Annotated in this window: 12 protein-coding genes; 10 read left to right on the top strand and 2 right to left on the bottom strand. The window is 32.3% G+C overall.

Annotation, left to right across the window (positions count from 1 at the left end; genetic code table 11):
- The first annotated feature begins 29 nt into the window (after window positions 1-29).
- From EM932_RS02455 to EM932_RS02420, 9 genes are all read left to right on the top strand, one after another.
- Entirely contained in the window at window positions 30-1892 is a 1863-nt protein-coding gene (locus tag EM932_RS02455) for an ABC-F family ATP-binding cassette domain-containing protein (protein ID WP_135875135.1), read from the top strand.
- 120 nt (window positions 1893-2012) lie between these two features.
- Window positions 2013-2783, top strand: a complete 771-nt coding sequence (locus EM932_RS02450) for an O-methyltransferase (RefSeq protein ID WP_135875133.1) — start codon at window positions 2013-2015, stop codon at window positions 2781-2783.
- A gap of 53 nt (window positions 2784-2836) precedes the next feature.
- On the top strand, window positions 2837-4432 hold the full coding sequence (locus EM932_RS02445) for a hypothetical protein (RefSeq protein WP_135875131.1): 1596 nt from the start codon (window positions 2837-2839) through the stop codon (window positions 4430-4432).
- 508 nt (window positions 4433-4940) lie between these two features.
- Entirely contained in the window at window positions 4941-5516 is a 576-nt protein-coding gene (locus tag EM932_RS02440; RefSeq protein WP_135875129.1) for a cob(I)yrinic acid a,c-diamide adenosyltransferase, read from the top strand.
- 160 nt (window positions 5517-5676) lie between these two features.
- Window positions 5677-5898, top strand: coding sequence for a DUF2795 domain-containing protein (locus tag EM932_RS02435; protein WP_019387375.1), 222 nt, complete (start codon window positions 5677-5679; stop codon window positions 5896-5898).
- A 177-nt stretch (window positions 5899-6075) separates the two neighbouring features.
- Window positions 6076-9429, top strand: coding sequence for a preprotein translocase subunit SecA (gene secA / locus EM932_RS02430; RefSeq protein ID WP_135875127.1), 3354 nt, complete (start codon window positions 6076-6078; stop codon window positions 9427-9429).
- A gap of 60 nt (window positions 9430-9489) precedes the next feature.
- A complete protein-coding gene (locus EM932_RS21045) occupies window positions 9490-9633 on the top strand; it encodes a hypothetical protein (protein ID WP_211344247.1) in 144 nt (47 codons plus the stop codon).
- 219 nt (window positions 9634-9852) lie between these two features.
- On the top strand, window positions 9853-11106 hold the full coding sequence (locus tag EM932_RS02425; RefSeq protein WP_135875125.1) for an ammonium transporter: 1254 nt from the start codon (window positions 9853-9855) through the stop codon (window positions 11104-11106).
- 34 nt (window positions 11107-11140) lie between these two features.
- Window positions 11141-11482, top strand: coding sequence for a P-II family nitrogen regulator (locus EM932_RS02420; protein ID WP_135875123.1), 342 nt, complete (start codon window positions 11141-11143; stop codon window positions 11480-11482).
- A 158-nt stretch (window positions 11483-11640) separates the two neighbouring features.
- Here EM932_RS02420 and EM932_RS02415 read toward each other — a convergent pair whose 3' ends face one another.
- Together EM932_RS02415 and rimO are read right to left on the bottom strand one after the other, a co-directional pair.
- A complete protein-coding gene (locus EM932_RS02415) occupies window positions 11641-12330 on the bottom strand; it encodes a peptidoglycan DD-metalloendopeptidase family protein (RefSeq protein WP_135875121.1) in 690 nt (229 codons plus the stop codon).
- Between the two features lie 86 nt (window positions 12331-12416).
- The gene (gene rimO / locus EM932_RS02410) at window positions 12417-13721 is read right to left on the bottom strand and encodes a 30S ribosomal protein S12 methylthiotransferase RimO (RefSeq protein WP_135875119.1); all 1305 of its coding nucleotides are present in this window, start codon (window positions 13719-13721) and stop codon (window positions 12417-12419) included.
- Window positions 13722-13844: 123 nt separating this feature from the next.
- Here rimO and EM932_RS02405 point away from each other — a divergent pair, with 123 nt between their 5' ends.
- The gene (locus EM932_RS02405) at window positions 13845-14918 is read left to right on the top strand and encodes a serine hydrolase domain-containing protein (RefSeq protein WP_135875117.1); all 1074 of its coding nucleotides are present in this window, start codon (window positions 13845-13847) and stop codon (window positions 14916-14918) included.
- The last annotated feature ends 44 nt before the right edge of the window (window positions 14919-14962 follow it).

The following is a 14962-nucleotide window of genomic DNA, read 5'->3' as shown; positions in this document are numbered from 1 at the left end:
TTATCCGTTATTTGTAAAAAAAATATCTATTGAATTATCTAACAGTTGAAAACATATCTAAATCCTACGGAGAGCTGACGCTTTTTGAAGGTATTTCTTTTAGTGTACATAAAGATCAAAAAATTGCTTTTGTAGCAAAAAATGGAACAGGCAAAACCTCCATTCTAAATATTATTTCGGGGGATGATGAAGCCGATTCCGGCTCTGTAACCTATAGAAAAGGTATCGCCGTATCATTTTTATCGCAAGATCCAAAATTTGACAATAATTTAACTGTTGAAGAAACTATTTTCGCAAGTGATAACCCTATTTTAAAAGTCATTGCCAATTATGAAAAAACACTTTTAAACCCTGAAGATTCAGAAGCATATCAAGAAGCTTTCGAACAAATGGAACAACATCAAGCCTGGGATTTTGAAACACTTTACAAACAGATACTTTTCAAATTAAAACTAGACGATTTAAGCCAAAAAGTGAGTGTGCTTTCTGGAGGACAAAAGAAAAGACTCGCTTTAGCTAATGCTTTAATAAATAAACCTGATCTATTAATTCTTGATGAGCCAACTAATCATTTAGATTTAGAAATGATCGAGTGGTTAGAAGCTTTTTTTGCAAAGGAGAACATCACCCTGTTTATGGTAACACACGACCGCTATTTTTTAGAGCGTGTCTGTAATGAAATTATTGAATTAGACGAAGGAAAGCTATACAATTATAAAGGTAACTACTCTTATTATTTAGAAAAACGAGAAGCCAGAATCGAGCAAGAATCTGTTGAAGTAGGTAAAGCAAAACAGTTATTTAAAAAAGAATTGGCTTGGATGCGTCGCCAACCCAAAGCCAGGACAACTAAATCGAAGTCGCGAATTGATGACTTTCAAGATATAAAACATCGCGCACATCAACGAAGAAACGACCATGAAGTTCAGCTCGAACTAAATATGGAGCGTCTTGGTAGCAAAATTTTAGAATTTCATAAAGTATCTAAAGCATTTAAAGACAAGACGATACTTGACAAGTTTGAGTATACCTTTCAAAAAGGGGAACGCGCTGGTATTATAGGTAAAAATGGTACAGGTAAAACGACATTTTTAAACATATTAACCCAAACTGCTCAACCAGACTCAGGTAAAGTGGTTAAGGGAGATACGGTTAAATTTGGATATTATACACAAAATGGTATCACTATAAAACCTGAACAAAAAGTTATTGATGTGATTCGGGAATTTGGAGATTATATTCCTTTAAAGAAAGGCAGACAAATAAGTGCACAACAGCTTCTGGAACGCTTTTTATTTAGTAGAAAAAAGCAATATGACTTTGTTGAAAAGCTAAGCGGTGGTGAACGTAAGCGTTTGTACTTATGTACAGTTTTAATTCAGAACCCTAACTTCTTAATTCTTGATGAACCAACAAACGATCTAGATATCGTAACACTTAATGTGCTTGAAAGTTTCTTATTAGATTTTCCTGGGTGTGTCATTGTTGTATCTCACGACCGCTATTTTATGGATAAGGTTATTGATCACCTGTTTGTATTTAGAGGTGAAGGTGTTATAGAAGATTTTCCAGGAAATTATACAGACTATCGAGTTTATGAAGATAGTCAACCCGTAATTTCAAATACTCAGGAAGATAAAAAAGACAAAAATGCTTGGAAAAAAAACGATTCTAACAAACTATCCTATAACGAAGAAAAGGAACTTAAAAACATTGAAAGTAAATTGAATTCTTTAGCATTTGATAAAAAAGAATTAGAAAATAAATTTAATAACCCTGAACTTTCTCAAGATGGTATTAATAAGCTATCTGATGAATTACAAAAAATCATAGATACTATTGAAGCTAAAGAAGAACGTTGGTTTGAGTTGTCGTCGAAACTTGAGGAATAGTTTGGCTCACAAAGCCACTAAGGCGAAAAGAATCTGAGTTTTTTAATTTAAATACAAACAACTGATCGCTGCAACTGTTTCACTTAGACTGAATACTGCGACTGCCAACTGAACATTAAAATGTATCAAATCATTCAATACATAAAATTCTTAGTAAAATCTACCAATCAACATGGTGTACACTCGCCTTTTGTTTTTAATTTGGTTACTAAGTGTTTTTATGACAAAACGAATTACGATGCTTATAAGCACATTTTAAACTACATAAAAGATCTTCTAAAAAATAGAACAAGTATTACTGTAAGTGATTTAGGTGCAGGTTCGCAAGTGATGAAACAAAAAGAGCGTAGTATTTCATCAATGGCAAAAAATGCAGGTTCAACAAATAAAAGAGCAAAACTCTTATACCGATTAGTAAATTATTTCAATCCAAAAACTATTTTAGAGTTAGGCACATCCCTTGGGATTTCAACACATGTTATGAGTTTAGCAGATCAAGAAACTAAAATTACTACTATTGAAGGCTGTCCTAATATTTCAGAATTTTCAAAAGCAAATTTCAAAAAATCTAATTTAAGTAATATAGATATTAAAACTGGTGACTTTAATAATGTTATAAATCAATTATTACCCAATAACTATGATCTTGTTTTTTTTGATGGTAATCACCAAAAGGAAGCGACCTTAGAGTATTTTGAAACACTTTTACAGACTACAAATAATGGCTCCATATTTATTTTTGATGATATTTATTGGTCAAAAGGAATGACCGAAGCATGGGAAAGCATAAAACAACATCCTAAAGTCACAGTAACGATTGATACATTTTTCTGGGGGTTTGTATTTTTTAGAAAAGAGCAAGTTAAAGAGCATTTTGTTATTAGAGTTTAGTAAATTCATAACTTTTAAAATTAAATCATTTTACAAATCATTAGCTTAAAAAAATGAACAAATTATTAATCCTGTTTTTACTTTTTAGTTTAAATGCTTTTTCTCAATTTAAATTGATGGATGAAAAACTAGAAGAAAAATCATTTCAACGTTTAAACAGGCCATCTACAGAAAATAAACTTTCTGATTTTTTAAAACAACGTATCCATCCTGATGAACTAATTTCATTGGATTATTCTACTAGTCCCAATTTAGACAATAGCATACGAGCTCAATTTGAAGTTGATCAGATGGGAAGACCTTGGAATTTTAGAATTTATACTGGAAAAAGAGAACTTAATAAAAAATTAGAAAAACTTTTAAAAGAATTTTTATTAGAAGAAGTACCTAATCTTTCAGATTTACATCAAGCTAAAAATAGAATACAATTATTATCAAAAGAAGGTGATAAAAGTATTATCAATGCTAGTTCTGTTATAGTTAGTGACTACCCTCCTGTATTTGATAATTATCAAAACAACAGTACGCTATCAACTCAAAAAGAAGCTAACAAAAAAAAACTAAATGCTGATTCTAGTATATCTGATGTATTTGAACGTTTTCCTATATCTGGTGATTGTCAAAACATTGTATTTGGTGACGCATATGGTTGTTTTAAAACTTATCTTGAGAACTTCATTATTAATAATTTAAATAATGACTTATTAAAAAAAGAAAAAATAATTGGTGAATTAAAAACGAACATTCATTTTAAAATTGACAAAAAAGGTCAGTTAAAAGATCTAAAATGTTATTCATATAACGAAACTATTGAAAAAGAAATCATAAGAATACTTAAACTTTTTGCAGCAAAAATTATAAAACCTGCAAGAAGAAATGGAATACCTTTTGAATCTTCTGTAAACAGGATAGTTTCACTTTATATTGGTGAAGATCTTACTAAAGAAAAAATATCTAATCTTGAAAATAATGTTTTTACGAAACATTTCAGACAAGAATTATCAACTAAAGATATTAATTCAGCCAACTTAACCCCAAGAAAGCCTATAATCAAACTGCTTTTTAGTTTTAATAAAAAAGGCAATTTATCTAATATTGAGACAAATACAAGGAATGAAAAACTAAGTAAAAGCATTATAAAAGCTTTTAAGAAATACCCTTTAGATTTAATTAATTTAGATAAGTCTATTGATAGAACCTATTCACTTAGCATTATAAGAAATGTAACGGATAAAAAACAAGTTTTATGTGATAATGAGTTCCAATGGATATCCGTAGGTAACTTTAAACAGTGTTATAAATGTAAGAATATAGATAATATAAAAGAATTCAATATTAATCAAATTCAAAATTATATAGTAAATAAATTCAATTCTAAAAACAATTCATATAAATTAACAAAAAGCAGTGGTTTACCAAAACCACCGTTTATAAATCTACAGGCATATATTTCTCAAAAGGGCACATTCCGAATTAATAATATGGTTAAAACTGAAAAAATAAGCACTACAAACACCAAAGCCCCTATACTTAGTCAGATTAAATCCATTATTGAGCAGATGCCAAAATATTCAAAACCGCCATTGAAAAATGGAAAACCACATCGCTTTGAAATGGGTTATATTGCTTTTGAATTAAAAAAATACTAAATTTTCATATATCCAAGTTAAAAAGAAAATGTTGAAATTCTTTTTAACGTCTCTCTTTCGCTAGACAAACTGTAAAATATAATTATGGCATTTCTCCTAACGTCTAAATAACTCGGAATACTAAAAAATCAAATGTTTGTCATGTCCGAAATGAGACACGAAAAATTATATCAAGAAGCTTTTTAAACTATACAAAACTTTTAACTTGCTACTAAAATAGCATCATGCTTCTTTATCTCATAATAAAAGAAATGAACGTAAACTTCGTAATAGAAAAGACAGGTATTTCAAAGAAAATTACATCAGCAAAAAAGAAATCAGGAAAGAAAAACACTCGTAAATTAGTAACAAAAATTTAAGAGAGAACACATAAAATTTTGTGTCTTTGCGCCTTTATGAGAAATGATTTAACTTTGAATCATGAAATGAGTAAACTAGATTTATCTCGCTAAACTAAAAATATACTTAGCGAATTACATCTGACCTCTAAAGAAATAATAACTATCAGATGAAAATCTACACCAAAACAGGAGATAAAGGCACCACGGCACTATTTGGAGGCACACGTGTACCAAAACATCATATTCGTATTGAAAGCTACGGAACCATTGACGAGCTAAATTCACACTTAGGTTTAATTCGCGATCAGGAAATTAATCAGCAATACAAAGATTTATTAATTCATATTCAAGATAGACTTTTTACCGTTGGAGCAATTTTGGCTACCGATCCTGAAAAAGCCATTTTAAAAAATGGAAAAGAGCGCTTAAATATCCCTAAAATTTCTACTGAGAATATTGAGCGTTTAGAAAAAGAAATGGATGCTATGAATGCCGAACTTCCACCTATGACACATTTTGTACTTCCGGGCGGACATCAAACCGTGTCATTCTGTCACATAGCACGCTGTGTATGCCGTAGAGCCGAACGCTTAGCTACAGCTCTTAACGATATTGAGAAAATTGATCCTAGCGCATTAATGTACTTAAACCGCCTTTCTGACTATCTTTTTGTATTGGCACGAAAATTGTCTTACGATTTACAAGCAAATGAAATTAAGTGGATTCCTGAAAAAGAATCTTAACATAAAAATAGCTTGCAAAAAAGTAATAAAGCAACAATAATTTCGCCTGTTTAGATTAAAAAAAGATATGTTCTTTAAAATTAACGATTAAATAATTCATTTTTTTCTTGTCTGTTTAAACTAAAAAATTATTTTTGCAAAAAATTAAACACAATAGAAAATGTATTGGACATTAGAATTAGCATCTTATTTAAGTGATGCGCCTTGGCCAGCAACAAAAGACGAGTTGATAGATTACGCTATTAGAACGGGTGCACCGTTAGAAGTTGTTGAAAATTTACAATCAATCGAAGATGAAGGAGATTCATATGATTCCATTGAAGAAATCTGGTCTGATTACCCAACTGATGAAGATTACCTCTGGAATGAAGATGAATATTAATAATAAGCATAAAGAATAGTTAAAAAGTCTCGATTTGAGGCTTTTTTTTTGTCTTAATATTTATAAAAACAGCATAACAAAATGTATCTTTGAATGCTTTACAAAAGCACAAGAAAATAAAATATAACAAAAGTTACTTTTTGAGTAATCTTAGAGTAAAAATTAAAATATAAACACATGAGTTTTTTAAATTCTGTACTTAAAGTATTTGTTGGAGACAAGTCCAAACAAGATGTAAAAGCCATCTATCCTATAGTAAATCAAGTTAAAACCTTTGAAGCCTCAATAGAAGCATTATCTCATGATGAATTACGTGGCAAAACAGCTGAGTTTAAAGGAAAAATAGCCGAAGCTACTAAAAGTATTAACGAGCAAATATCAAATCTTCTTGAAGAAGCTGAAAACACAGAAGATATAGACAGACGAGAAGATATCTATCAAGATATTGATAAGTTAAAAGATGATGCTTACAATGCATCTGAAGCTGTTTTAAACGATATTTTACCTGAAGCTTTCGCTGTCGTTAAAGAAACTGCAAAGCGTTTTACAAACAATACAAGTATTACTGTTACAGCAAACACTTTTGATAGAGAATTATCTGGAACCAAAGAGTATATTGTTTTAGAAGACGATAAAGCGGTTTGGGCAAACTCTTGGGATGCTGCTGGAAAACCCATCACTTGGGATATGATTCATTATGATGTACAACTTATTGGTGGTATTGCCATGCATCAAGGTAAAATTGCAGAAATGCAAACTGGAGAAGGTAAAACTCTTGTAGCAACCCTTCCTGTATATTTAAATGCCCTTGCTGGAAAAGGTGTTCATCTAGTTACGGTGAATGATTACTTAGCAAAACGTGATAGCGCTTGGATGGCACCAATTTTTGAGTTTCATGGTTTAAGCGTGGATTGTATTGATTACCATCAACCAAATTCAGACGAACGTAGAAAAGCCTATAACGCAGATATTACTTATGGAACTAATAACGAATTTGGGTTCGATTATTTACGTGATAATATGGCGCATTCACCTGACGACTTAGTACAACGCCCACATAATTATGCAATTGTAGATGAGGTGGATTCCGTTTTAGTTGATGATGCTCGTACACCATTAATCATTTCTGGACCAATCCCTCAAGGAGAACGTCATGAATTTACGGAGTTAAAACCTAAAGTAGATGATATTGTAAATGTACAACGTAAATATTTAACTGGTGTTTTAGCTGAAGCAAAGAAATTAATTAAGGCAGGCGACACAAAAGAGGGAGGCTTCCAACTCCTTAGAGTATACCGTGGTATCCCTAAAAATAAAGCACTTATTAAGTTTTTAAGTGAAGAAGGTGTAAAGATGCTGCTTCAAAAAACGGAGAATTTCTACATGCAGGACAACAACCGAGAAATGCCAAAGGTTGATGCTGAATTGTACTATGTTATTGAAGAAAAAAACAATCAAATTGAATTGACCGATAAAGGGATTGATTACCTCTCAGGAAAAGATAATCCAGACTTTTTTATCTTACCGGAAATAGGGCTTGAAATTGCTAAAATTGAAAAACAAAACCTTTCTGCGGAAGAAGAAGCCAATTTAAAAGAAGACTTATTTAAGGATTTTGGTGTGAAATCTGAACGTATCCATACACTTAATCAACTTTTAAAAGCATACGCTTTATTCGAAAAAGACACACAATATGTGGTCATGGACAATAAAGTAATGATCGTTGATGAGCAAACAGGTCGTATTATGGACGGTCGTCGTTATAGTGATGGATTGCACCAAGCGATTGAAGCTAAAGAAAATGTAAAAATTGAAGATGCCACTCAAACTTTTGCAACTGTAACGCTTCAAAATTACTTCAGAATGTATCGCAAACTATCTGGTATGACAGGTACTGCTGTTACTGAAGCTGGTGAATTTTGGGAAATTTATAAGCTAGATGTTGTTGAAATTCCAACTAACAGACCAGTTGCCAGAGATGATAGAGAAGATTTAGTTTACAAAACAAAACGTGAAAAGTATAATGCGGTTATTGATGATGTTACCAAACTATCTCAAGCAGGCCGACCAGTTCTAATCGGTACAACCTCTGTAGAGATTAGTGAATTACTAGGTAAAATGTTAAGCATTCGTAAAATACCACATAACGTATTAAATGCAAAACAACATAAAAAAGAGGCAGACATTGTTGATCAGGCAGGTAAATCAGGACAAGTAACTATTGCCACAAACATGGCAGGTCGTGGTACCGATATTAAGCTATCTGATGAAGTTAAAGCTGCTGGTGGATTAGCCATAGTAGGCACAGAACGTCATGATTCACGTCGTGTAGACAGACAGTTACGTGGTCGTGCAGGTCGTCAGGGAGACCCAGGAAGTTCGCAATTCTACGTGTCGTTAGAAGATAACCTAATGCGTTTATTTGGTAGTGAACGTATCGCAAAAATGATGGATAAAATGGGACTGAAAGAAGGTGAAGTTATTCAACACTCTATGATCTCGAAATCTATCGAACGTGCTCAGAAAAAAGTTGAAGAAAACAACTTCGGTGTGCGTAAGCGTTTATTAGAGTACGATGATGTTATGAATGCACAACGTGAAGTTGTCTATAAACGTCGTCACCATGCATTATTTGGAGAACGTCTTCGTGTAGATTTAGCAAATATGATTTTTGATACTTCAGAAGGAATCTCTGAAACAAACAAAGGAGCTAACGATTATAAAAATTTCGAGTTTGAATTAATTCGTTATTTTTCAATGAATTCTCCAGTTTCTCAAGAAGAATTTGGAAACCTTTCTGCTCAAGAAATCACATCAAAAATATATAAAGCGGCTTTCGAGCACTACAAGGAAAAAATGACTCGTAATGCAGACATTGCATTCCCAGTAATTAAAAATGTATATGAAACACAGCGCGATAAATTCAAACGTATTGTTGTTCCTTTTACTGATGGTATTAAAAGTTTAAACGTTGTTACCGATCTTGAAAAAGCATACAAAACCAACGGCAAACAATTAATAACCGATTTTGAAAAGAATATCACACTTGCCATTATAGATGATGCCTGGAAAACGCATTTACGTAAAATGGATGAGTTAAAACAATCCGTTCAATTAGCAGTACACGAACAAAAAGACCCATTACTTATCTACAAATTTGAGTCTTTTGAATTGTTTAAGGAAATGATAGACCAAGTAAATAAAGATGTTATTTCATTCTTATTTAAAGGTGAATTACCACAGGAAACTCAAAATACTATTCAAGAAGCACGTGTTCGTAAGCAGGAAAAATTAAATACTCAAAAAGACGAAATTCCTAATCTAGATGAACGCTCCGCACAAAATAGAGCTGCTGGAAATACACAACGTCGTCAAGAAGTTGTAGAAACGATAGTTCGAGACAAGCCCAAAATTGGTCGTAACGATCGCGTTACCATTAAACATGTTATGAATGGCGAAAACAAAACTGTTAAGTATAAACAAGCCGAACCATTAATCGCTAAAGGTGAATGGGTGTTGGTTGAAGAATAATCCTTGTTTAACTTTATTATAATTTAAAAGAGGCTGCCTAAAAAAGGCAGTCTTTTTTTAATGAACTCATTTAGACTTTTTGGATTTAAGCGAAAATTAGAAGTTTTTGCCTCTGTTGAAGACTTTTTTGAGTTGCATAGCAGAGCTACGGAAGGAAAAAAATACAAAAACAGAGCTGAAAACAGCAATTTTTTAGCAAATTGAAAAAGTCTAAATGAGTTCAATGCAATAATTTCAGTAAAACTGAACTTATTCAACAAAAAATATTGCGATTTAGTCAAAAACATGAATGCTTTTCAAAAAGCAATATATTTTATCATATCCCAAATTAACAACCACCTTAATTTATTATATTTCAGCTTTTTTGTTAAAAAAAATAAAGAAAAACACTAAAAACTTTAAAATCAACTAAACAAATAAGTAATGGAAGAAGTAGCAACAGTAGCTCTTGAGCAAACAGAAATTATTAATGCAATAGATACGGTTTGGGTCGCCATTTGTGCCGCTATTATATTTTTAATGGAAGGCGGTTTTGCGTTATTAGAAGCTGGATTTGTAAGAGCAAAAAATGCCATGAGTATTATCGCAAAAGTAATTATTGATATTACTTTTGGTGGTATTGCTTTTTATTTAGTTGGATTTGGTATTGCTTACGGAAGTTCAAATGGTTGGTTTGCTTTTGATACTGGTATAACAAACAATGATTTAGGGTTAGGTCTTACTGTTTCAAACAAATTATTCTGGTTTATCCAACTAGGATTCGCTATTGCAGCTATATCTATTGTTTCTGGAGCTGTTGCAGAACGTATGAAAGTTTGGAGTTATGCTTTGTTTGTATTCATCTTCTGTGCAATCATGTATCCTTTAGTAGCAAATTGGGTATGGAATCCAAATGGGTGGTTAGCTGTAAGAGGGTTTAATGATTTTGCTGGGTCTTCAGCAGTACATGCCATGGGTGGTTTCGCTGCTTTGGCTGCTGCTATTGTATTGGGACCTCGTATTGGTAAATACCAAGCCAATGGAAAACCAAATCCTATACCAGGACACAGTTTACCTTTAGCGGCTATAGGAGGTTTTATTCTATGGTTTGGATGGTTTGGTTTTAACCCTGGTTCAACTTTATCTGCAGTTGGTAATTGGGAGCTCATAGGTACCGTTGTAACCAACACCTTTTTAGCATCTGCTGCTGGAGGTATTTCTACAATGGCTTACACATATTTCAGATACGGTCAAATAGATATAACCATGGTTATTAATGGTGTATTAGCAGGACTTGTTGCCATTACTGCTGGTTGTAATGTAGTGGACTCTAACTCAGCTATAATTATTGGATTCATAGCTGGTGTTTTAGTTGATGTAGCTGTCATATTCTTTGATAAAATTAAGATTGATGACCCTGTAGGGGCTATTGCGGTACATGGCATTAATGGATTATTCGGAACCTTTGCTGTTGGGCTTTTCGCTTCAGAAGGTGGTCTGTTTTTTGGAGGCGGAAGTAGTCTACTAATAACACAAGTATTAGGTGTATTAGTTATTGGTTCTTTTTCTTTTTTAATTACTTTTATAATCATGGTAATTATGAAAAAAACAGTTGGTATTCGTGTATCACGAATAGAAGAAACTGCGGGTATAGATGCTGTATCATTTGGTGTTGAATCTTATACAACATTTGAATAACCTAACATAAATAAAAACATTAAATCATAGTCTCATGAAAAAAGTAGAAGCCATAATAAGACCATCAAAATTAAAAGCAGTACAAAAAGGATTAAAAGACGCGGACATTCCTTGCCTTACAGTAATTCCTGTAAAAGGTTCTGGACTGCAAAAGAGTTATTCCGAGCGCTATCGAGGTACAGAGCAATCTATGATTTTGCATACTCGTATAATGATTATGTGCATAGTCAGTGATTCTAATCTAGATAAGTGTATTGATACGATACTGGATAATAGCTCTGAAGGACAAGTTGGTGACGGAAAAATATTTATTTACGATGTACAAGATGCTATAAGAATTAGAACAAGAACCCGAGGTAAAGAAGCCATTATATAATATTTACTAGCTTAATAGCAAATCTTTATATAAAATATGAGACACTTTAATATAACACGAACTCGATATATTAAAACCTGAAAATCATTTCTTTAATATTATTTTTTATAAAAAAAATTAAACTGATGTTATTTACTTAAATAGTGTGAGTTTATATTCTATACATGCTTCATTAGAATATTAGGGTCTGGACAATTTTCAATATAGAATTCTAAATCTTTTTTACTACAAACACCAGGGTAATCCCCCATATGGTTTTGTATATCTTTTATAATTTGAAAGTGTAAATGTGGTGGATAATCACCATTTACGGCAAAGTCTCCAAGAGTCGCGATCTGCTCTCCCTGTTTAAAAGTTTGATCTACTTTTAAATCTTTAATAGAAGCTAAACTCAAATGCCCATAAAGTGTATGAAATACGACTTTGTTGATCGTATGTTTTAAAATAATGGTTGGGCCATAATCGCCATAATTTATATTATTTTTAAAACTATGAACGGTAGCATCAAGAGGTGTATCAATTGGCGTATTGGCAGGACACCATAAATCAATGCCTAGATGAATATTACGTCCGTCTTCAGCTTGCTTATTAAAATGTAAACTGCGTTTATATATATTTCGAACTTCTAAATACCCTCCATACGCCACCAAGGCATTATGCTTTTTAATATGATTATTAATATACGCCCCCAATCTTGAAGATGATGATACATCAATATTATTTAGCGCTTTATTGGATTCTGATAAATCTAAAGATATGTATTTGGTATTTGGAATAGATGCATCCAATACCCGAAGTGGATTTTTACTAATGGAAGAAAGAAAATATGAAAAGTCATTTAAAATCATATCTTAAGTTTTGATACTATAAAACATTTCAGAGTTTGTTTGTTTCAACTTTGAAGCGTTTTTTAATTATAGTTCCTATCACAAATTTAAACAATTACTTCTCCATAAAGATCAAAGTCTTCTGCTTCAATAATTTTTACGGCAGTAAACTCTCCTGTTTTTAAATAGGTTTTAGTAGCATCAATCAACACTTCGTTATCAACATCTGGTGAATCATATTCGGTACGTCCAATAAAATAATTCCCTTCTTTCCTATCAATAACCACTTTAAAGGTCTTCCCTATTTTTTCTTGATTGAGTTCCCATGAAATCTGCGATTGTATTTCCATGATTTCATTAGCGCGTTCAATCTTTACCTCTTCAGGAACGTCATCTTCTAAATTATAAGCATGTGTGTTTTCTTCATGAGAATATGTAAAACAACCCAAACGCTCAAAACGCATATCGGTAACCCATTGTTTCAATGTTTGAAAGTCTTCTTCCGTTTCCCCAGGATACCCTACAATAAGTGTTGTTCTAATGGTCATATTCGGAACAGCTGCTCTAAATTGTTTAAGTAACTTGGTAGTTTTCTCTTTAGTAGTACCACGACGCATGCTTTTTAAAATAGCATCTGAAATATGTTGCAACGGAATATCTATATAATTACAAACTTTAGGCTCTCGATTCATAACATCCAAAACATCCATTGGAAATCCTGTAGGAAATGCATAATGTAAACGAATCCATTCAACTCCCTCTACTTTTACTAAAGCCTCTAATAATTCCGCTAAGTTTCTCTTTTTGTATAAATCTAAACCATAATAAGTTAAGTCCTGAGCTATTAAAATGAGTTCTTTAACACCATTTGCTGCTAATTTTTCAGCTTCAACAACAATATCTTCTATAGGCGTGCTTCTATGCTTACCTCGCATAATTGGGATGGCGCAAAAGCTACAGGGCCTGTCACAACCTTCGGCAATTTTCAAATAAGCATAATTTTTAGGTGTTGTTGTTAAGCGCTCTCCTATTAATTCATGTTTATAATCAGCTCCCAAAGCTTTTAACAATCCTGGCAGTTCTGTCGTTCCAAAGTACTCATCCACATTTGGAATTTCTTTTTGTAAATCTGGTTTATAACGCTCACTTAAACACCCTGTAACGAATACCTTATCAACATCTCCCGCTTCCTTTTTTTGCATGAATTCTAAGATGGTATTCACACTTTCTTCTTTTGCATTATTAATAAACCCACAAGTATTAATAACCACAATATTTCCTTCTTCCTCATGAACAACATTTTTACCACTAGCTTTAAGCTGCCCCATTAACACTTCACTGTCGTAAACATTTTTACTACAGCCAAGAGTTACAACATTTATCTTGTTTTTCTTAAGAGTTTTTGTACGCATACTATTTTTCCACGCATGTGGAAATCTTTTTAATTAATAACGGTAATCAATTCAGGGCGCAAAGATACAACCTTAATTAAACCTTTTATATATTTGGAGATCTTAATTACTAAACCTACAACTATGAAAAATTTAGTTTGCCTCTCACTATTAATACTGGCTTTTTTATTTAGCTGCTCCAAAGATGATTCGTCAGTACTCCCAAAGGCTGTTAATAATGCTCTATATTTCCCTCCTATAAATACTGAAGTTTGGGAAACCAAACCTCTTGTAGATTTAGAATGGAATACCTCTGCCCTACAACCTTTATTAGATTATTTAGAAAATAAAAACACAAAAAGTTTTATGATCCTGCATGAAGGTAGAATCGTGGTTGAGCAGTACTTCGGTAATCATACAGTAACATCACCATGGTATTGGGCAAGTGCTGGTAAAACATTAACCACAGCTATTTCTGGAATTGCCCAAAAAGAAGGGTTAATAAATATAAATAACAAGGTTTCCGATTATTTAGGAACAGGTTGGACTAGTGCTACTTTAGAAAAAGAAAATTTAATTACTTGTAAAAACTTATTATCTATGAATTCTGGTCTGGATGATGGTTTAGGAGATAGTGTTTCCCCTATAAACCTTAAATACATAGCTGATGCTGGTACAAGATGGGCATATCATAATGTTTATGTAAAAATGCAGGATGTGGTTTCTCAAACCAGTAACCAAAGTTGGTCTGATTATTTTAACACAAAATTGAGAAACAAAATTGGTATGACTGGCGCATGGATAGATTCAAATGATTTTAGTGTTTATTGGAGTAATACACGTAGTATGGCTCGTTTTGGTTTGTTAATTTATGCTAATGGTACATGGGAAAGCACTTCAATAATTCCTGAAAACTTTTTAAATGAAGCGACTAATACTTCACAAAATATTAATCAATCATATGGCTATTTATGGTGGTTAAATGGAAAATCATCTTATCATTTACCAGCTAGTCAATTAGAGTTTAATGGTGAATTAGTCCCAAATGCTCCATCTGACATGTATGCTGCCTTGGGAAAAAATGATCAAAAAATTTATATCGTTCCCAGTAAAAAACTAGTAGTTATTAGAATGGGAAATGCTGCTGATAATATCAATTTTGCCTTATCATCTTTTGATAATGATCTATGGGAGAAAATTAATGCTTTGATTGATTGAATTCTGAGTCTGCAATTTTTAAATGGAGGATTCCATTATTTTTT

Source organism: Flavivirga rizhaonensis, from assembly GCF_004791695.1.
GTDB classification, from domain to species: Bacteria; Bacteroidota; Bacteroidia; order Flavobacteriales; family Flavobacteriaceae; genus Flavivirga; species Flavivirga rizhaonensis.
This window is presented reverse-complemented; position numbering and strand designations above follow the sequence as displayed.